Below are 18,933 nucleotides of genomic sequence, written 5' to 3'. Positions count from 1 at the left end.
TTTTGTTTTTAAAATTTTAAAAATCAGTTGCTACAAGAATCTTACGACTCCTATTTTGCCAAATCATTTTTTATTCAAATTGTATTAAAAAAAACAATTTTACCTATTTTTGAAACTAATTAATAATAAAGATTATGCAACATATATCACAAATTATTAATTTAAATAGGAGGCTACATGGAAACTACTATTGCATTGCCAACTAAGAAGCGTATACGATTAACTACAAGCTTATACCTAAATTATTTAGTTCATGGATTCAGTTTGATTATTATCGCACAAAACATGGCAAGTTTAAGTCAAACTTTTAATACAACAATTGCCCAGATTTCTTTTATCACATCAGGAACGGGGATTGGTCGCTTAGTTGGTTATCTTCTCACTGCCTATCTCTCCGATCGCTTTCCACGCAAAACCACAATTATTAGTGGGATGCTATGCTATTTTGTCTTTGCTTGGGGAATCATTCTCGCACCCAACCTAATCGTACTATATTGTATAACTACCTTAACAGGATTAGGAAACTCCTTACTTGATGCCGGAACTTATACAACTTTAGTTGAAATTAATCACGGTGAGGGATATGCGACCATTTTAATAAAAGGATTTGCTTCAATTGGCGAATTCACACTGCCCCTAATTGTATCTTTACTACAACAGACAAATTTATGGTATGGTTGGTCATTTGTTATTATGGGATTGTTGATTTTTCTAAATTTCCTTTTACTTTTACCAATTCATTTTCCAAACATGCATGTTGAAGAAGCTCAAGAAACCGAAAAAATTTCAGATATAACAAAGAATGCAAACTCTTTTTTAACCGTTTTACTATGTATCTACGGTTATGTTTCTATGGCGTTAATGATCTGGTTTACCCAGTGGATCAGTATTTACGGTACCCAAATTTTGCATTACTCAAATATTATTAGTCACGGTTTAATGTCTTCTTACAGTATTGGTTCGATGCTCGGCGTTATTTTGCTTTATATATTATCTCGTAAAAAGGCAAGCAATACGAAGTTGTTAGTTATCTGTAACAGCTTAGCATTTGTAGCCTTGGCGGTAATTTTAATCAGTAAACAAGCAACGATTGTTAATTTAGCTTGTCTAGTATTTGGATTTGGTTCCGCAGGTGGTGCTATGCAACTCGGCTTAACTGTTTTAATGAATCTTCACCCTAAACGCAGAGGATTAATGACAAGTCTTTACTACTTTTTTGGTAGTTTAGCTTCAATTTCAGTCCCAATTATTTCTGGACAGCTTTCCAAATCAAGTATTTACTTAGCACTAGGATCGGACATCATCATTGCTATTCTTGCAGTACTTTTAGTATCCATCATTGCTATTGCATTAAAGGCTAATTGCAAATAACTCCTAATGCTCATATAAAGTAATACTGACAAAAATTAGCCAAAAAAATAAATATAGCTAACAAAAAAGATCAAGAATTATTCTTCGGAGAATCTTGATCTATTTTTTATATAAGTATTTACTTCTACTAAAAATATACTATAATTTAGATAAAATATTTTTAAGAAGGTAAAGAATTGTTTGAGAATAAATTAACTGGTAGACAAGCATTTGAACTTTGGGGATTAGTGCAGATCTTGATTGGAATTTTAGGATATTTTACTGAAGATGTAGAAAAACGTACACAATTTTTAGGGATCTTTTTGGTGATTGGAGTTATCAGTATCATTGCTTCTTTTTCGCAGAAAATTACTACAATAAAGACAGTAAGTAAAATAAATACGACTGGAGCACAAAAGTGTGGTCAGATAATAGGTATGGCTGCTATTGGTATAGCACTTTTATCGATGATCTTAGAACAAAAAATCAGTGTATACCTACTTCCATTAGATATGGGTTTAACTTTTCTTATTCTGCCACCACGTGTTGATGACAAAAGGCCGTCCATGTAAAGCAAAAATAAAGTAAAGAAAAGTGTCTAGGAAAAACTAACTTCTTAGACAAAAAGATAGACCAAGTATTCTTTTTTGAAAACTTGGCCTTTTTTATGCCTTTAAGTCTATAAACGGACTCTTTCCTCCTTTTCTATACTAATATTTGCTTAAGTTCATCATAAGGTTCGATTGCATTAATTTAGCATGATACTTTTCAACTGCTCTTTTTAAAACAAAGGTCTATTTATTGGCATCTTAGAGCAAGAAATGTTTTATAGCTGCGAAAAGAATTTTAAGAACCTAACCGAATTAGAACAGACAATCAAAGAATATATTAACTACTACAATAACGAAAGAATCAAAACAAAATTAAAAGACTAGCCCCCGATAAAATATCGGAAACTAGTCTTAAGTTAAAATTTGATAACCTGTCCTAATTTTAGAGTTCAGATCAGTTCTAACGAATTTTTGTTGTTTAATGCCTAGTTTTTTCCAGACACTTTCTATTGCTTTACTAAAAGGCTAAGTAACTTTCAGTATTACGTAAGTCTTCAATTGATAATTGACCTGGTGCTGAAGTTTTACCAACTGCACCAAAGGATAGGCTTGAACCGAATAATTGACCAGCAACCCTTGTTACCTTACCAATATCACCCATCGCCATTGTAATCAGCGGTTGATCAATTGCCTGGTGAACTTCATTGGTTGCATCAAGCAGCGTCAAAACATCTTTAGCACTATGTGGCATACATGCCAACTTAGCGACATCTGCTCCCATTTCAGCCATCTTCTTTAATCTAAATTCAATGACATCTTTAGGAGGAACTTTTTCAAAATCATGATTACTCATGATCACAATAACGTTATAGTTATGTGCCATTTGGACAAGTTCTTTAATTCTTGTTTCATCATGGAATAGTTCAATATCTACTGCATCACCTAAACGTTGCTCAATGATCGTTTGTACCAAATTTAAGTAAATTTCATCACTTAAACGTAAAACGCCGCCTTCATTTTTAGTTCTAAAGGTTATTAAAATTGGCAAATCATCAACAATTTCACGTAATTTTTTGGCCGTTGCAATTAGCTTAGTATTATCTTGAATTCCAGCAACATAATAATCAATACGCCATTCCATTAGATCAGGTTTGGCAATAGCTATTCTTTCAGCAGATGAAAAGATTTCTTCTTCATTAGTTCCTACATTGGGAACAGCTATTTTAGGTAAGCCTTCTCCCAAAACAATATTTCTAATTTTTACTGTAGACATATTTTCCCCTTAATTATTCATCTTCTTCAGAAAACATAATTTCCCGAATATAATCAGTTGGCATATCTTGTCCAGTCCATAATTTAAATGAAGCTGCACCTTGATCAATCATCATGCCAATACCATCAAAAACATGCTTAACACCAGCTTTTTGAGCAACCTTCATTAATTTAGTTGTTCTAGGTGCATAAACTGTATCAAAAACAACCATGTCTTTGTGGAACCAAGATGGATCTTCAACTAAAGTTTGATCTTCTAATGGCTTCATTCCCACACCAGTGGCATCACAGTATATGTCACTAGCTGCAATTGCCGCTTTAAAAGCATCTTGATCGGCTAAATCTGTTAAGGAAACCTTGCAGTCAGTCTTTTTAGTAATAATTCTAACTGTCTTTTCAGCTTGTGCCCACTTGTCATCTTTAATGTTAAAGATCTTAATTTCTTTAACACCATCTAAGGCAGATTGAACAGCAATTGGAGTTGCTGCACCACCAGCACCAGCCAAAGTCATAACCTTGTCCTTAATATCAATTCCTTCATCTTTTAGAGATTGAACAAAACCAATGCCATCAGTTGTATAACCAGTTAAAACACCATGATCATTAACAATAGTATTAACAGCATCACACATTTCAGAAGCTGGGGACAACTTGTCTAGGTATTGAATAACTTCTTTCTTATTTGGCATTGAAACATTAGAGCCGCGCATATCCAAAGTCCGAATTGCATCAACAGCACCCTTTAATTTGTCATTACCAATTTCAAAACAAAGGTAAGTAAAGTTCAAACCCAGTTTAGCAAAAGCATTGTTGTGCATCGTTGGTGACATTGAGTGACGAATTGGATATGCCATCAAACCTATCAAATAAGTATGACCATCAAGCCATCCTGTAATTGGACCATTTACACCTGTAACTTCGTTTTTCATAATTTTTCTCCTTTATAAATTATCTTAAACATTAATTTATTTGCTGGAAGCTCCAGAAACTGTATCACTTTCAACCGGTTCTTCTACTTGATAAAAATTTGTATTATCAGCAGCAGCCGTTCCGGCAACAAGGCCGGAAGCATAACTCCATGAATTCATCATACTTGGCATTGAATCGTGGCCGTTAGCTCCACCAATAATTTCACCAGCCGCATAAAAATTCTTAACAGCAGTTAAATCTGTATTAAGTAATTGCATTTGATCAGTAGTTTCATAGCCACCTAAAGTTGTACAATAACGCAATTTTTGCTCTATTACATAATACGTAGAACCTTCAAATTCATGCATAAATTTAGCTGGACGAGCAAATTCAGTATCCTGACCTGCTTTAACAGCTTCCTGATATGAAGCAACAGTTTTTTGTAAAGCTTCAGCATTAATCCCAGCTTTTTGGGCAACAGTTGCTAAGTTTCCCTTAACCAAGACCGGGCTCTTCTTACCATCAAGATCAAAGAATCCTTGAACCTCATCAGCTGTAAAACCATATTTAAGTAGCAGTTCATAGAAACGATTCCAGATTCTCTCATCCATGATAATATATGCAACCTGGTCTTTTTGTTCTGCAATTGCATCTCGAAAATGAGTATACGGTGCGGATTCATTTACAATCCGCTTACCAGCTGTATTGACAAATATCGCACCCATATCAGTTGCTTCTTTAGTCGAATAAGTTGTTAATTTAGCAATTCTAGGTTCAACTTCTAAGCCATGTGGATATACCTTATACCAGTCAAGATTACGGCTAATAAGGTTTAACTTTTTAGTAAAATCAAAGTAATCACCAGTTGAGGTCATTGGACCATAATAAGGAATGTTAGTTTTATGCTCTTTATAATCTCTAGCACCCCAACCACCAGCAGCTAAAATTAATGATTTGAAATTAACTTTAAGCGTTTGGTGCTTTCCTTCAGCAGTTAAAGAAACAAGCTCACCCTGATTATTTTGCTCTAGTTGTTCTACTCGAGCGTCAAGTATAATCTTGCCACCTTTTTCTTCAAAAGCCTTGGCAACCTTCATTACAATCTCATAAGAGCTCTGTGATGGCATTTCAACTTGGCGATCAACTGAATGCTCAATTGTTTGCGTTTCAGCCTTTTGATATGTTAAATCAGCAAAATCAGTAATAAAGTCAATTGCTTTTCCAATATTATTTACTAATAAATTAGACAGTTGTGGATAATTAGTACCACGACTTTCACGTGTTATATCTTCAAATAATAGTTTAGCTGAGTCTTTTTCAGCAGTTTGACCAAATAACTTGCTTGCCAATTTTGAACCAGTGGCAACTACATTAGAGCCATTTAAAGCAGTTGCACCACCAAGATAGCCGTTCTTTTCCAAAACTATAACTTTTTTACCCATTGATAGCGCACGTGATGCTGCCATTAAGCCTGCCATACCAGAACCAATAACAACAACATCAGCAGTTAACGTTTCTTCTGTATGACTAGTATTTTTAGTTTTAGAAGCTAACGTAATATCATTTTCTGTCAATGCTTTCTTACCTGAATCTAGCATTGCTTGCGTCATAATTGATGCACCAGAAATTGCATCAACGTCAAAGCTTTGTTCAGAAATAACTTCATCCTTTAACTTAGCAAAAGCTTGATTAAAAATTGCTGGTGTCTCAGAACTTTTGGTTACTTTTAAATCGTTAATCCCGTTATCATTAATTTCAATTTCGAAATCAATCTGTCCATTACGACCCTCAGCCTGTGCTTTAATTGTTTTATTTACCATAAATAAGTTCCTATCCTAATTTTCAACTTTAAATTTGCGACTGCGAATAATTAATATTAATGTCAAAGCAACTGAAATAATTGTAATGATTGCAGTAATCCAAAATACGGCTAAGGTACTAATTGAATTAGCCTTCAAAACAAAAGCGGCTACTAATGGCGCTACAAAATACACAACTGCAGGTGCAAAACTATAATAAGACGTAATCTTACCATGACCTTGTGGGAAATATGATGTTAAAACTGATAAGCCAACCTGCCAAATTCCTCCTGCAGCAAAGAACCCAATTAATAATGAACCAACTTCACCAGCAATTAACGATGGACTAAGTACCATAAAGAGTAGCCCTAAAGCTGATATAAGAGAATAAACTATAATTAAAGTTAACCGTTTAATTTTGGTTACCAATACTGAAGTCACAAAAACTGAAATTAATGAAGCAATTGAATACCATGAAACTAGTTGATTAGCATTTGCGGCTGATTCATTTAAAACATATTGGCCATAATATGGTGCATACAATGAAAAGATATAGAAAGTAAAGCACATCGTAAAGCCCAAAGTAATTAGCATTAAACCATCAACGGCTAATTTAGGTTGACTCACACCCTCAACTTTATCTTCAGTATTCTTTTCCTGTTCATCAACTTTTGCTTCCTCAAGCTGTGGTGCAAAAGCTGCTTTCATAGTAATAACTGCATCAATGAATAAAAGTAAAACTAATATACAAGCTGTAATTCTTGGATCGTGAATCAACTTAACACAAAATGGAAAAATCATTTGCATAATCTGCATTGATGCTTTTACGAATGAATTCATTGTTGCAGTTTTGTCTGGAAAGGCATCGGCCAATGCTGGATAACCAGCTGTGTCCCCAAATGAATTAGTTGCACCAAAGAACATGGCGGCAATTCCAGCTACCCATACATTATTTGCAAACGATGCACCAATTAAGAAAATTGCATCACATCCTAAAGCAATTAGTAATGTTTTCTTTCTACCAATTTTATCTGAAATTGCACCAGCAAATAGAATTGTAATAATTCTACCTAGACCAACCATTGCCATCACTAGCGAAATTGCTGTAGCTGTTGCATGCCAAGATTGAGCTAAAACTTCACGATATTGACTAATGAAAATTGTTGCGGCACCGACAACTGCATAGTTTAGATAAACTGAAGCAGCTGCACCAACGTAACTTTCTCCTTTTTTCATAAAACCACCTTTTAAAAAAATCATAAATTTCGTAATTTATTATCTTAATAAAGCACTAGATAGTAAAATTCAAAATTATTTAACATGTATCATTTTTTTGAATACTACAAAAATAGCAAATTTCGTTAATCTAAAATGACAAAAGTGTATACTTTTCAGAGGAAAATCTTTATAAGAGGTATTTTTATGAATCTAAATCAACTATATTATTTTCGAGAAGTAGCTGATCAAAAACAATACACCAAAGCTGCAACCAATCTGTTTATTGGACAACCGACTCTTTCAGTTGCAATTAAACAGTTAGAATCAGAATTAAATTGTCAACTTTTCATCCATTCAGGACATAATGTTGAACTAACAAAATACGGTCGAAGCTTCTATGCGACTGTCACCAAAACCCTAAATTCATTAGAAAATGGCAAAAGAAGACTCACCCAGATGGTTAGTCAAGATCAACGCAATATTCATATTGCTGGCATTCCAACTGCTATTGGTACTCTATTGCCTAAACTTGTTAAAAAATTTAAAGCAGATAGCTTAACAAAGGCACATTTTATTTACCATGACAATCCTTCCTTACAAATTTGCCAAGGAATCAGTGCTGGACGCTATGATCTTGGAATTTGTTCATTTGTACCGGAATTTGAAGACTTTACCTATCTACCTCTATACACTGAAGATATTATTGCAATTGTTGCCAAAGAAAGTGATCTTGCAGAAATTACAGAAATAACGCCAGAAGAATTACGCGGTGACAACCTAATCACATATTCAAAAAAGATTCAAATTGGTAAGGATGTTACGGCAGCGCTTTTAGCAAGTACACCAGATCTCACAATCACCAATCGATTGCACGATGAATTAGCAATTGCTGGTCAGGTAATCGCCGATAACGCAGTTGGGATTGTTGCCAATACCATTTATCTAAGTGGTTTTAGTATTCACAAAATCAAACTTACTTTACCTAAAGATACAAGACAAGTTTATCTTGTTTATAATTCTGACAGAGAGATGTCACCAGAGATCTTAAATTTTATTGATTTTTTAAAGAGTAACAAAGATTTTATTCAAAAAACTGTTACTCAAGCCTTAATTTAATCAATAATCTCAAAACAAAAAATAGCTGACAGAGTGCTTTACTCTATCAGCTTTATTTTTAGTCAAATTTAAGCCCTATTCAAAATCTGCTGGTTTAGCCATCTTTGATTTATCAAAATAGTAAGCAATATCGTCCATTATTCGTTCAGCGGCGTGGCCATCACCGTACGGATTTTTAGCATTCGCCATTTTTTGATAAGCAGCCTTATCTTCAAGCAGGTTAAGCATTGCTTTGCGTACCGCATCAACTTTGGTTCCGACTAACTTTAATGTTCCTGCCTTAACACCTTCAGGCCGCTCAGTCGTATCTCGCAGAACTAACACTGGTTTATTAAGTGACGGTGCTTCTTCCTGCACCCCGCCAGAATCTGTCATAATGTAGTAACTGCGTTTGGCTAAATTATGAAAGTCAACTACATCTAATGGGGCAATCAGATGAATTCGTGGGTCATTACCCAAAATTTCACGGGCAACTTGCTGAACACGTGGCGATAAATGAACCGGATAGATGATCTCAACGTCCTCATGACTATCAACTACCTGCTTCATCACCTTAAACACACGCCGCATTGGTTCACCCTGATTTTCACGACGATGCATCGTTACCAAAATGATTTTGTGACCCGGTTCAATCAGGTCAAGAACATCATGATGATAGTCTTTTTGAACCGTTTGCTTAAGTGCATCAATTGCGGTATTTCCCGTGACAAAAATATTGTCAGCTTGGTGATTTTCTTTTAACAAATTAGCTTTACTCAATTTAGTTGGGGCAAAGTATAGGTCTGCCAAGTCATCGGTCATTTGCCGGTTCATTTCTTCAGGATATGGTGAATATTTGTTCCACGTGCGCAAGCCAGCCTCGACGTGCCCAATTGTGCTCTGCTCATAAAAGCTGGCTAAGCTAGCCGCAAAGCTGGTCGTCGTATCACCGTGCACCAAAACAATATCCGGCTTTTCCTTTTTAATTACTTTAGCTAGGTCAATCATTACCTTAGCCGTAATCTCTTCAAGCGACTGATTCTGCTTCATTATATTAAAGTCGTAATCCGGTTGAATTTTGAAAATTTCCAAAACCTGATCAAGCATTTCACGGTGCTGCGCGCTAACCACCGTCACCTCGTCAAACCGCTCATCAGCCTTTAATCCGAGTACAAGCGGCGCCATTTTAATTGCCTCAGGTCTAGTACCAAAAACCGTCATTACCTTAATTTTAGTCATAAAAGCCTCCATCTTGATATAATCATACCCGATTTAACAGGTCAAAAACAAGCTTGTATGGTTTAATTAAGACAGAATTTAGAAAAGGTCGTTTATATGAATCACAGTTTTGCTTTATTATTAATTGCTGGGCTTTTCATTGTTTTTGCCAGCTTCAGTCTTGTTTATAGCTTAGATAAGCGGCAAAGTCACAAAACTAGACAAATTTTACTAATATTTGGGATCAGTTGCTTGGTAATTGCTGCTGTCTTAGCAGGATTAATTATTAAAAATCCGTTGGTTTAAGATGCATTCTGATTTCCTTATTAACAATTACCCACTAATGTTCCAGTAAAACACCCAAAATTCTTCGCGCATAAACACGAAGGACTTAATAGCTACCTAAAATAATCTTAAAAAGGCTGCGGTCAATAACCACAGCCTTTTCACTTTACCGCCATACTTCAATGACCCCGGTGAGATTCGAACTCACCTCTACGGTTTAGGAGACCATTGTTCTATCCAGATGAACTACGGGGCCGTACAAAATTAACTTTACCAAATTTACGTGATAAAAGCCAATTTTTTTAGTAATTAATATTGCCTTGTATAATATGGTCGCGGACTGTTGGCATCGGCCAATTTATCTGCTGCAAACACGAATGGGGTCCAAATTGCCAAGGCAATCAGCATGTTAACAATGCACAAGACCACGGCGCGCCAATCATAGTTGCAGGCTAAAAACGGCCCAATAATCGGCGGTAAAATCCCCGGCACAGCCGCTTGGACAGGATTAACCAAGCCGATCATGCTTACCCCATAAGAAAAGGCAACATTAACTAGTGGCGCCACGATAAACGGGATAAAGTACACAGGATTAAGAACCACCGGCAGTCCCAGTACGACTGGCTCATTAATATTAAAAATTGCCGGTGCTAATGCCACTTTGGCAATTGTCCGGTAGTCGCTGCGTTTGGAAAAAAGCAAAATTGCGACTATCAGCATTAATGTGCCACCGGCACCGCCAAACCAGGCAAACACGTCAAACGAACCGCGAACCCACAATAGTGGTGCAGGCTTACCATTACGCACAGCCGTAATATTAACATTCTGCGCCGTCAGCCAAATCGAATCTAGCATTGGCGCCATCACGCTTAAGCCATTAATCCCAAAGAACCAAAAGATTTGAACAAGCAAGGTTACGAGCATCACCATGCCGAAGCCTTGTCCCATCTTAACTAACGGCCACTGGATTGTATGTAATAACCAATTACCAAAGAAAGTACCGGTTACTGCTTGAAAAATAAAATTAATTGCACCAACCACAAAAATTGCAATCGTTGCCGGTACCAATGAGTCAAAAGCACGTCGTTCCGCATAAGGTAGATTAGCCGACAAATGAATCATAATACGCGCTTTAACACAAAACGCATAAATTAAAACGCCAATCGTACCAAACAAAATTGCCGTAAAAATACCAGTAGTTGAAAACTGCTCAATGTCAAATGCATGTTGCATCACGACTTCATGACCTGCAACTTGGACTTTCGTCAAATTGGCAATGCTCATTGCTAAAGACGACAATGAAACTACGGCACCAGCAAGTGGATCAACCTCTAAGATTTTGGCAAAATGATAACCTAGTGACAATGCTAAAAAGAGCGCAAATAAAGCAAATGTCCCGCGCCAAACCACATTACACATTAACGCCAGTGGCTGCATTGTCCATGCAAAAGTCTTCCAACCTAGATTGGTTTTAGCTACTGCAATCAAGCTTTTTATTAAAACGGCGGCCGAACCCGCAATGGTAATTGGCATGACGGAGATAAACGCATCCCGCAACGCCACAAGCCAACCCACTTGCCCAATTTTATTAGCTACTGGCAGCACATAGTCTTCCAGCCAAGCTACTAATCGACTCATTGTTTCCCCTTCTGCTTTAAATAATGTGGGTGATAACCCTTATTTTTATTTTGATGTTTTTTATGCTTTTTCTTTTTAATTGGTGCTGACGCAGTAGCTTCTGCAGTAACTGCCTTTTTAGCCTTTTTCTTGCGTGGCAATTGCGTTACCAACTTGAAGCCGGCAAAGTAAACGCGTTCTAAAGTGGTGTCAGCACCCAAGAGTTTCTTCAAATCGCGAAAATCATGATCGTCACCAAGAGTTACCACATAGCCGTTAGCTCCCATGCGGCCCGTTCGACCAGCGCGGTGTAAATATGTATTGATTTCACTAGGAATGTCAAAGTTAATAACATAAGTTACGCCAGGAATATCCAATCCGCGAGCGGCCAAATCAGTTGCCAGCAGCAATTTGGTTTTACCAACTCTTAAATCATGGAGCGCTTGTTCACGCTTTTCCTTGCCAAACTCATTTGCCAATAACGTAAATTTAGTTTTGGTATGAGCAAAAATTCCGGCAAAACGCATCATCGTCTGGTTAGAATCAAAGAACAAAATTCCCTTGAAGTGATCTAGCCGTGTCAGCCGCTGCACAAAGTCAATCTTATGCGCATTATCAATTTGCAAGAAATAGTTTTTAACGGCCGTCTCCTGCTGACTGCGCACATCAATCAACAAAAATGTCCGTCCAAAAATTTCTTCGGCTTTTTGCGTGATTTCCGATTCCGTTGCGCCAAATAGCAAAATTTGTGCATCAGCGGTCATGTTTTGCCCTAACGAGCTAAGCAGTTCCATCTTACTAAACTCTAAAATATCATCTGCCTCATCAATTACCAGCGCCTTAATCTGTTCTACCTTAATGCGATTACTGGAAAAGAAATCAAAAAAGCGACCCGGAGTTGCGACAACAACTTCTGGGTGTTTCTTCTTTAGATTATCTTCCTGACGCTGCCGGTTGCCAGCACCAACTAAGCTAACTCCCTTTAAGCCTAAAGCATGGACAAAAGGATTAATCGCATGGCGAATCTGCACGGCCAATTCGGTCGTTGGTGCGATAATTACTAAACTGTTGGGCATTCCTTGCTTAACGCGCTCTAAAGCTGGCAACGCATAAGCCAGCGTTTTACCCGTTCCTGTTTTAGCTAATGCCACTACACTAGCTCCGTTTAAAATCGCGTCACGTGTCTCTTTTTGAATTAACGTTGGCTGTTTCAAACCCAATTTATTTAAAACTGCTTCAAATTCTTGCTTCATTATTGTATTAACTGCCCATATTTCTGTTTATATTGTGTTACCGTGCCGTTATAAGCCAACATGGTAACACCACCGTCTTCCAACTCGCGGACATTTTTAACGCGACCATTAGTCGTGTACCGCCAAAAAGTATATTGGAGTTTATTCGGCTCGCGTTTGCTAGTTATAATAAACGAGACGCCAGCTGGAAAATACTTTTTGTACTTAATCGGCAAGTCAACCATTACACGCTTACCAATGTTAAGCAGTAATTGCGTGAATTGCGCCATCTGTTTAATATAGACCAATCGCCGTTCACTTACCGCTGGCACAACCATAATCGGCAAACTGCCTGTGTTTAAGCCGACTTTTTTCATAAAATAAGTATAATGCTGCTGGGGTGTCGACTCATCACTATACGCCACACTTGTGCCAAAAGCTAACTTGGTCCCCAAAATTTGATCGCGATAAGCCAAGTAGTCGTCATCAAAAAATGACCGCCCCTGCGTGCTGCGTAAATAGACAAATGAAATTCCATTTGCCTGCAATTCATGCATTGCAACGTAACCATAACTCTGATTAAGTTCCACACCAATTGCATTTGAATTAGCATCTGGCGGCAATGTCGTCTGCCTTTTCAAATTAAATAACCCATTAAACAAAAGCGTAATCGCAATTGCCAGCATCAGCAAAATCGCCGGTAGTGTATACTTGTGATGAAATCGCTTCATTTAATTCTCCATTATTACCACAACGACATCAATTATACCAACACTCTAATTATAAGCGAACAAACAAAATTTTGATAATTTTACCTCAAAAAATAAGCGACTAACTTAAAAAAGTTAATCGCTTATTTAGTTTAAAATTCTCAATTACATTTCAACAAGATAAACTGGCTTTTGACCATTCAAAACCCGCTTAATATCGGTCATACTGTGCTCAATCATGTTCTTAACTGACGTCTTAGTATAGTAAGCTGAGTGCGGTGTAATGACAACATTTGGCATCTTGGCTAATTCTTGGTAAGTCTTTGGCAATTCAGAAATATCATCAAATTTCTTCATAAAGAAATCATTTTCTTCTGTCAAAACATCCAAGGCAGCACCGGCAATTTCATGATTCTTTAAAGCATCTACTAGGTCTTCAGTGTTAATGAGTGGCCCACGGGCATCATTAATAATAATTGCCGTGTCCTTCATTTGCTTAAATTGCTCGGCACTAATCATATTAACAATTGACGGGTCAAGTGGCGTATGCAAAGTCAGAATATCTGATTCCTTAATAACTGTGTCAAAGTCAGTGTATTCCAAGAAAGCCTCGTTAGCTGGGTTTTCAATTAAATCATTACCGATAACTCTAGCGCCCAAGGCACTGAAAATTTCAGCAGTTGCCGTACCAATTCGACCTAGACCGATAATTCCGACTGTCTTATTGTAGATTTCGTCGCTCATCAGGTTTTCTTCACGAACAAAGTTCAGGTCGCGCTTTTCATTTTGAAGGATTTGACCCCAGTTACGAAGCAAATACATGGCAGAAGTCAGCGTGTTTTCAGCAACAGCTCTTGGTGAGTATGCCGGTGTGTTAGTGACAAACAAGTTATATTTGTGGACATAGTCCCAGTTAATAATATTGTAGCCCACTGACCGCAAGGCCAACTGTTTAATGCCAAAAGAAGCTAATTTCTTATAGACTACTTCTTGGTCAATATCGACAACTTGCATCATACTGACACAATCAAAGCCCTTGGCCATGTCAACTGTTGACGCATCCAAAATCTCCTCGCTTGTTTTCAAATCGTCTTCAGGATGATTTTTGCGCCATTTATCAACGTAAACCATTTGCTCAGGCGTCATATTATATAGTAAAACTTTCATTAGGATGAATCCTCCTTTAAACAAAAAATCTTTGCTTATATTTTAACTAACATTAGCAAAGAATTAAAGTTTTATTTTATAATTTATTTAAATCTATATTAAATTTATTTTTGTTTATTAACCTAAAATGACTTTTGCACATCAGTATGCCAATTGAAGTAAAAGTTCAGACCAAACGCAATAACCAGTAACAGCAATGACACCAGCATAATTTCTTTAATACCTGTATGGAAAATCGTCCGCATCGTCGGCAGTAGTCTTGCCGGCAACAATTTTGCTGTTTTAGCATCACTTAACTCGTTCATCATGTGCATCGTAATACCGCTATCCTGCTGGACGCCACGTGCCAAAGCCATATTCATAATAACGCCGTACACAGCTGACATTACTGTTTGTGCCAAAATTCTAATTAAATAAGAAGTAGACGTTGCTGTTGCCATGTTGGTCATCCCCGCATCTACCTGCACTTTAACTTGCAGTGCGACAAAGATAAAGCCGACACCAATCCCAGAGAACGCACAAACAAAGGTCAACCATAGCAGCGGTGTTTGCAAGTCAGCCAAAAACATCCCGCCAACTGAAATCATGATGCTAATAATCCCAATTAGTACCAGCGTAAACGTCCGCACTCGGTCACTAATAAAGGAAACACTTTGCGAAGCCGTAATGTCAACAATTGAGTTCGGCACCAAGGTCACGCCACCAACAAGTGCCGTAGTCCCTAAGAGAGCCTGAGCCCACATTGGTAAATAAGTATTGACAGCTAAATATGCCCCCCAAGTAAACGCAAAAAGTAAAAAGTCACCATTTAACGCCTTATTTTTGAAAATCTCTAGAGGAATAATTGGGTTGGTAGCCCGCTTTTCTCGCCATAAAAAACCGCCAATAAAAATCAAACTAATTGCAACCAATACTGCAACAATTAAATTACTGGTCAAACCTAGGAGCTGAATCCCCATTAAAAACGTTAATAAGCCTAGTGCCAGTAATAATGCACCAGAAAAATCAAACTTACGGGTAGATTTTGGCGTTATCGGCCGGAAGTATAACATGCTCAAAATAACCGCAATAATTCCAATTGGTACATTCAGGTAAAAGACCCAGTGCCATGACATTGTATCAATAATGGTACCACCAACTAGCGGCCCCATAATCGCAGCAACGTTGAAACTTGCGGTTAAATAGCCTAAAATCCGCGTCCGCGTTTTAATATTTGGATAAATATAACCAACAATAATGTAGGGTAAGGACCCCATGCCACCGGCACCAATGCCCATGACCAAACGCGCAACTAAAAAGAAGAAGATATTTGGTGCCAAGCCTTCAAAAATAGAGCCGATAATGAACAGCACTAATGATATTTCAAAAGCTAACTTATTAGTGATTTTCTCACCGATTTTAGTCCATAAGGGAATCGAAATCGACATCCCTAATAAAAAGATGGCAACAATCCACCCCATAAACTGAATCCCATGCAAGGCGGCAACAATTGCTGGAATCGCGGTGTTAATCACCGTACCATCCAGCCCCGACATAATATTGCCAAGCATCAGCGCCAGCGTGACATATTTAATCTGCTTTTTAGTCATTCTTGCTCCTCAAAATTAAATCACACAAAAAGTCCTACCACGTTGCAGTGATAGGGACTTATTTTTCTTGTTTCAATTATGAAGCTATCTGCTAAAAAAGCAAGAGGGATAGACATAGTTTTTGAATTAAATTTAGTATGCTCGCCGGCCTTTTTTATAAACAGCCTTATCTTCCTGAGCAACTGCTTTAATATCTGCCAGTGGGTCAGCATCCAAAACCAAAAAGTCAGCGTATTTACCAACTGCAAGCGTGCCATACTCGTCATCAATTTTCATAAGTTTGGCGGAATTGACACTAGTTTGCAAAGCTTCAAAATTGCTAAAACCATCATCAGCTAGTAATTGTAATTCCACAGGAGTCTTAGAAAAGCCGTTAAAAGTTGTCCCGGCATCTGTACCCAACGCAATTTTGACGCCGCGGTCTTTGGCGTGAGCAATATTCTTACGCAAGTCAGCTAATGCCTTCTTTGCCTTGTTCATTTCCCAGTCTGGTGCAATTCCAACTGCATATTCTGGAAAGGCCCAGGCTGCAATAATTGTTGGCGTCAGGTACGTGCCCTTTTCTAGCATCAAATCAATGGCTTCATCATTGACATAAAAGCCATGTTCAATCGAATCTACACCGGCCTCAATTGCATTCATAATGCCTGCAATTCCTTCAGCATGAGCTGCAACCGTAATTCCTTTATGATGTGCTTCTTCAACTGCCGCTTTAATTTCGGCAACACTGAGTTGAGGATCATCCATAAAATCACGTTCAGTCATGATGCCGCCAGTCGCCATAACCTTGATTACCTTAGCACCGCGCTTCAGCCCCTGACGAACTGCCTTGCGCATTTCATCAGGAGAATCAACAACATAGCCAAAGTTGGGAATATCACCGTGACCACCAGTCATCGAATATGGGCGCCCTGATGGCATTACTTCAGGGACATTAGTGATTTTACCTTCATTAATCATCTTGGCGATTGTTAAATCAATATCAAAAGTTGAACCGCACTCACGCACATAGGTAACGCCAGACTTCAGCATTTCGTGCAGGTGCTGAACAGAATCAACTGTTGTTTCCACCACGTTAAAGTCAGTTACGCCGCGCGGATCTGTCGGGTCCATCACCATATGGTCGTGACAATTAATCAGCCCTGGCATAACGTACTTTCCTTGTAAATCAACCACTTTATCAGCTTGTGGCGCGTCGCCACTGCCCAAAGCCGTGATTTTACCCGTTTGCTCATCAACTTCCAACCAAGAATTTTCTTGGATGCCATCTTGCTCACCATCAAATAAATTTAAATTTTGGTATAGAACTTTCATAATGTTCTCCTTTGGTTTTATTAAATAAAACCATTTTATGCTCTTTTAAGCTCGAGAACAACTCCAATTCAAAAACGTATTTTTTCTTTAATATGCGCGCAGTCCCTTCTTATAGACAGCCTTATCTTTCTGAACAACTGCTGTAATATCAGTTAATGGATTTTTATCCAAAACCAAAAAGTCTGCATATTTACCAGCTTCCAAAGTTCCATATTCATCATCAATTTTCATAAGCTTGGCATCATTCAAACTTGTCTCTAGGGCCTCAAAGTTAGTAAAACCTTGCTCAACTAGTAACGGCAATTCTTGCGGCGTCATCGTAAAGTCATTAAATGGCGTGCCGGCGTCTGTGCCCAAAGTAATCTTGACACCAGCGTTCTTTGCCTTAGTAATATTGCCACGCAAGTCTTTCCAAGCTGCCGAGATTTTAGCCATTTCCCAGTCAGGAATCTTGCCGGGAGCATACTCAATAAAGGCCCAAGCACCAACAATTGTTGGCGTTAAGTACGTGCCCTTTTCCAACATCAATTTAATTTCTTCATCATTAACGTAAAAGCCATGTTCAATTGAATCCACACCAGCCTTAATCGCATTCAAAATACCTGGATTGCCTTCAGCGTGGGCCGCAACAATTAATCCCTTGTGGTGCGCTTCCTCAACTGCCACGTGTATTTCAGCCTCACTTAATTGGGGTTGATCTAATGCATCACTCTCTGTCATGACGCCACCAGTCGCCATCACCTTAATCGCTTTAGCGCCTTCTTTAATTCCCTGCCGCACAGCCTTGCGCATTTCATCAGGAGAGTCAACCAAGCGACCAAAGTTTGGCATATCACCGTGACCACCAGTCATTGAAAACGGATGTCCTGCTGACATAATTTCAGGTACCTTGCTTAACTTACCAGCCTTAATTAATTTTTCTAGCTCGATATCAATATTATAAGTACTGCCGCACTCGCGAATATACGTAACACCTGATTTTAGTAAGTCATGCAAATGTTGCACGGCGCGAACAGTTGACGGAACAACGCCTGCACTTGAGCCACCATCAGGAGTTGTCGGGTCCATAAAAATATGCGTGTGGCAATTCATTAATCCAGGAATGACATACTTACCTCCTAAGTCAACTGTTTTATCAGCTTGCGGTAATTGTCCCGTGCCTGTTTGAATAATTTTGCCGGTTTTATCATCTACCAGCAGATAATTGTCCGCCTTAATTTCATCGTCTTTGCCATTAAATAAATTAATATTGGTAAAAATTGTTTTGCTCATCAAAATGCCTCCTATTTTGGCAATTAAAAAAAGCACCCGTCCCAATTTAAGGACGAGCGCTCGTGTTACCACCTTTAATTTGTTTGCCATTTACATGGCAAACCTCACTAGCTATCTAACAATAGCTTGCATTGCTAACGGCTGCAGCACCGCTGCTAGCTAACTATCGCCAGCAGTCATCAATTCAAAGCCCATGTTCACTACCACTTGTCTAACGACTTTCACCATAACTTCGCTTCTCTTTTGAGACTCACAAATAGTTACTCTGCTTTTCAAGATGTTATTATAATAAAGTTATCATTACTATTTAATTTAGTCAAGAGGAATATTCAACC

16 protein-coding genes, 1 tRNA gene, 1 pseudogene and 1 other annotated feature are annotated in these 18,933 nt (G+C 38.0%); of the genes and pseudogenes, 5 read left to right on the top strand and 13 right to left on the bottom strand.

Annotation, left to right across the window (positions count from 1 at the left end):
• The first annotated feature begins 177 nt into the window (after positions 1-177).
• The 3 genes and pseudogenes from OZX76_RS02755 to OZX76_RS02745 form a co-directional block, all read left to right on the top strand.
• Positions 178-1,371 (top strand): MFS transporter, encoded by a 1,194-nt coding sequence (locus OZX76_RS02755; RefSeq protein WP_277180725.1) that lies wholly within the window; start codon positions 178-180, stop codon positions 1,369-1,371.
• 176 nt (positions 1,372-1,547) lie between these two features.
• Positions 1,548-1,922 (top strand): hypothetical protein, encoded by a 375-nt coding sequence (locus tag OZX76_RS02750; RefSeq protein ID WP_277180723.1) that lies wholly within the window; start codon positions 1,548-1,550, stop codon positions 1,920-1,922.
• Between the two features lie 225 nt (positions 1,923-2,147).
• A pseudogene (locus tag OZX76_RS02745) lies at positions 2,148-2,285 on the top strand (IS3 family transposase); the annotation flags it as partial.
• Between the two features lie 133 nt (positions 2,286-2,418).
• Here the strand turns inward: OZX76_RS02745 and aroD are convergent.
• From aroD to OZX76_RS02725, 4 genes are read right to left on the bottom strand one after another with little or no spacing between them, the layout of a single operon-like run.
• Complete coding sequence (gene aroD / locus OZX76_RS02740) at positions 2,419-3,174, bottom strand: type I 3-dehydroquinate dehydratase (protein ID WP_277180720.1); 756 nt, start codon at positions 3,172-3,174, stop codon at positions 2,419-2,421.
• Positions 3,175-3,187: 13 nt separating this feature from the next.
• Positions 3,188-4,102 carry a shikimate dehydrogenase gene (locus tag OZX76_RS02735; protein WP_277180718.1) on the bottom strand — a complete coding sequence of 305 codons (915 nt, stop codon included), beginning with the start codon at positions 4,100-4,102 and terminating at the stop codon, positions 3,188-3,190.
• 36 nt (positions 4,103-4,138) lie between these two features.
• A complete protein-coding gene (locus OZX76_RS02730; protein ID WP_277180716.1) occupies positions 4,139-5,902 on the bottom strand; it encodes an FAD-dependent oxidoreductase in 1,764 nt (587 codons plus the stop codon).
• Between the two features lie 15 nt (positions 5,903-5,917).
• Positions 5,918-7,117, bottom strand: coding sequence for an MFS transporter (locus OZX76_RS02725; protein ID WP_277180714.1), 1,200 nt, complete (start codon positions 7,115-7,117; stop codon positions 5,918-5,920).
• Between the two features lie 186 nt (positions 7,118-7,303).
• Here OZX76_RS02725 and OZX76_RS02720 point away from each other — a divergent pair, with 186 nt between their 5' ends.
• Positions 7,304-8,215 carry a LysR family transcriptional regulator gene (locus OZX76_RS02720; protein ID WP_277180712.1) on the top strand — a complete coding sequence of 304 codons (912 nt, stop codon included), beginning with the start codon at positions 7,304-7,306 and terminating at the stop codon, positions 8,213-8,215.
• A 75-nt stretch (positions 8,216-8,290) separates the two neighbouring features.
• Here OZX76_RS02720 and wecB read toward each other — a convergent pair whose 3' ends face one another.
• Complete coding sequence (gene wecB, locus OZX76_RS02715) at positions 8,291-9,433, bottom strand: UDP-N-acetylglucosamine 2-epimerase (non-hydrolyzing) (RefSeq protein ID WP_277180710.1); 1,143 nt, start codon at positions 9,431-9,433, stop codon at positions 8,291-8,293.
• A gap of 96 nt (positions 9,434-9,529) precedes the next feature.
• Between wecB and OZX76_RS02710 the strand changes: the two genes are divergently transcribed.
• The gene (locus tag OZX76_RS02710) at positions 9,530-9,718 is read left to right on the top strand and encodes a hypothetical protein (RefSeq protein WP_277180708.1); all 189 of its coding nucleotides are present in this window, start codon (positions 9,530-9,532) and stop codon (positions 9,716-9,718) included.
• Between the two features lie 162 nt (positions 9,719-9,880).
• Here OZX76_RS02710 and OZX76_RS02705 read toward each other — a convergent pair.
• The 8 genes from OZX76_RS02705 to OZX76_RS02670 all read right to left on the bottom strand — a co-directional run bounded on the left by OZX76_RS02705 (position 9,881) and on the right by OZX76_RS02670 (position 18,598).
• Positions 9,881-9,953, bottom strand: a tRNA-Arg gene (locus OZX76_RS02705).
• Positions 9,954-10,006: 53 nt separating this feature from the next.
• Positions 10,007-11,335: a PTS transporter subunit EIIC gene (locus OZX76_RS02700; protein WP_277180706.1), complete on the bottom strand. Its 1,329-nt coding sequence runs from the start codon at positions 11,333-11,335 to the stop codon at positions 10,007-10,009.
• Positions 11,332-12,570: a DEAD/DEAH box helicase gene (locus tag OZX76_RS02695; RefSeq protein ID WP_277181475.1), complete on the bottom strand. Its 1,239-nt coding sequence runs from the start codon at positions 12,568-12,570 to the stop codon at positions 11,332-11,334. The genes OZX76_RS02700 and OZX76_RS02695 overlap by 4 nt, the downstream gene beginning before the upstream one ends.
• Positions 12,567-13,277 (bottom strand): lysozyme, encoded by a 711-nt coding sequence (locus OZX76_RS02690; protein WP_277180704.1) that lies wholly within the window; start codon positions 13,275-13,277, stop codon positions 12,567-12,569. Before OZX76_RS02690 ends, OZX76_RS02695 begins: the two co-directional genes overlap by 4 nt.
• Positions 13,278-13,421: 144 nt before the next feature.
• On the bottom strand, positions 13,422-14,423 hold the full coding sequence (locus OZX76_RS02685; protein ID WP_277180702.1) for a D-2-hydroxyacid dehydrogenase: 1,002 nt from the start codon (positions 14,421-14,423) through the stop codon (positions 13,422-13,424).
• 122 nt (positions 14,424-14,545) lie between these two features.
• Positions 14,546-16,012, bottom strand: coding sequence for an MFS transporter (locus OZX76_RS02680; protein ID WP_277180700.1), 1,467 nt, complete (start codon positions 16,010-16,012; stop codon positions 14,546-14,548).
• Between the two features lie 132 nt (positions 16,013-16,144).
• Entirely contained in the window at positions 16,145-17,326 is a 1,182-nt protein-coding gene (locus OZX76_RS02675; RefSeq protein WP_277180698.1) for an amidohydrolase family protein, read from the bottom strand.
• A gap of 87 nt (positions 17,327-17,413) precedes the next feature.
• Entirely contained in the window at positions 17,414-18,598 is a 1,185-nt protein-coding gene (locus OZX76_RS02670; RefSeq protein WP_277180696.1) for an amidohydrolase family protein, read from the bottom strand.
• Between the two features lie 45 nt (positions 18,599-18,643).
• Positions 18,644-18,883 (bottom strand) — a binding site (T-box leader).
• Positions 18,884-18,933: the final 50 nt, after the last annotated feature.

Origin of the sequence: Lactobacillus sp. ESL0677 (assembly GCF_029392875.1) — a bacterium.
Classification (GTDB): Bacteria; Bacillota; Bacilli; order Lactobacillales; family Lactobacillaceae; genus Lactobacillus.
This window is presented reverse-complemented; position numbering and strand designations above follow the sequence as displayed.

Excerpts from the sequence above, each read along its gene's own strand:
- OZX76_RS02755 (WP_277180725.1), top strand. The coding sequence starts at position 178 with ATGGAAACTACTATTGCATTGCCAACTAAGAAGCGTATACGATTAACT.
- aroD (WP_277180720.1), bottom strand. The coding sequence starts at position 3,174 with ATGTCTACAGTAAAAATTAGAAATATTGTTTTGGGAGAAGGCTTACCT.
- OZX76_RS02735 (WP_277180718.1), bottom strand. The coding sequence starts at position 4,102 with ATGAAAAACGAAGTTACAGGTGTAAATGGTCCAATTACAGGATGGCTT.
- OZX76_RS02730 (WP_277180716.1), bottom strand. The coding sequence starts at position 5,902 with ATGGTAAATAAAACAATTAAAGCACAGGCTGAGGGTCGTAATGGACAG.
- OZX76_RS02725 (WP_277180714.1), bottom strand. The coding sequence starts at position 7,117 with ATGAAAAAAGGAGAAAGTTACGTTGGTGCAGCTGCTTCAGTTTATCTA.
- OZX76_RS02720 (WP_277180712.1), top strand. The coding sequence starts at position 7,304 with ATGAATCTAAATCAACTATATTATTTTCGAGAAGTAGCTGATCAAAAA.
- wecB (WP_277180710.1), bottom strand. The coding sequence starts at position 9,433 with ATGACTAAAATTAAGGTAATGACGGTTTTTGGTACTAGACCTGAGGCA.
- OZX76_RS02710 (WP_277180708.1), top strand. The coding sequence starts at position 9,530 with ATGAATCACAGTTTTGCTTTATTATTAATTGCTGGGCTTTTCATTGTT.
- OZX76_RS02700 (WP_277180706.1), bottom strand. The coding sequence starts at position 11,335 with ATGAGTCGATTAGTAGCTTGGCTGGAAGACTATGTGCTGCCAGTAGCT.
- OZX76_RS02690 (WP_277180704.1), bottom strand. The coding sequence starts at position 13,277 with ATGAAGCGATTTCATCACAAGTATACACTACCGGCGATTTTGCTGATG.
- OZX76_RS02685 (WP_277180702.1), bottom strand. The coding sequence starts at position 14,423 with ATGAAAGTTTTACTATATAATATGACGCCTGAGCAAATGGTTTACGTT.
- OZX76_RS02680 (WP_277180700.1), bottom strand. The coding sequence starts at position 16,012 with ATGACTAAAAAGCAGATTAAATATGTCACGCTGGCGCTGATGCTTGGC.
- OZX76_RS02675 (WP_277180698.1), bottom strand. The coding sequence starts at position 17,326 with ATGAAAGTTCTATACCAAAATTTAAATTTATTTGATGGTGAGCAAGAT.
- OZX76_RS02670 (WP_277180696.1), bottom strand. The coding sequence starts at position 18,598 with ATGAGCAAAACAATTTTTACCAATATTAATTTATTTAATGGCAAAGAC.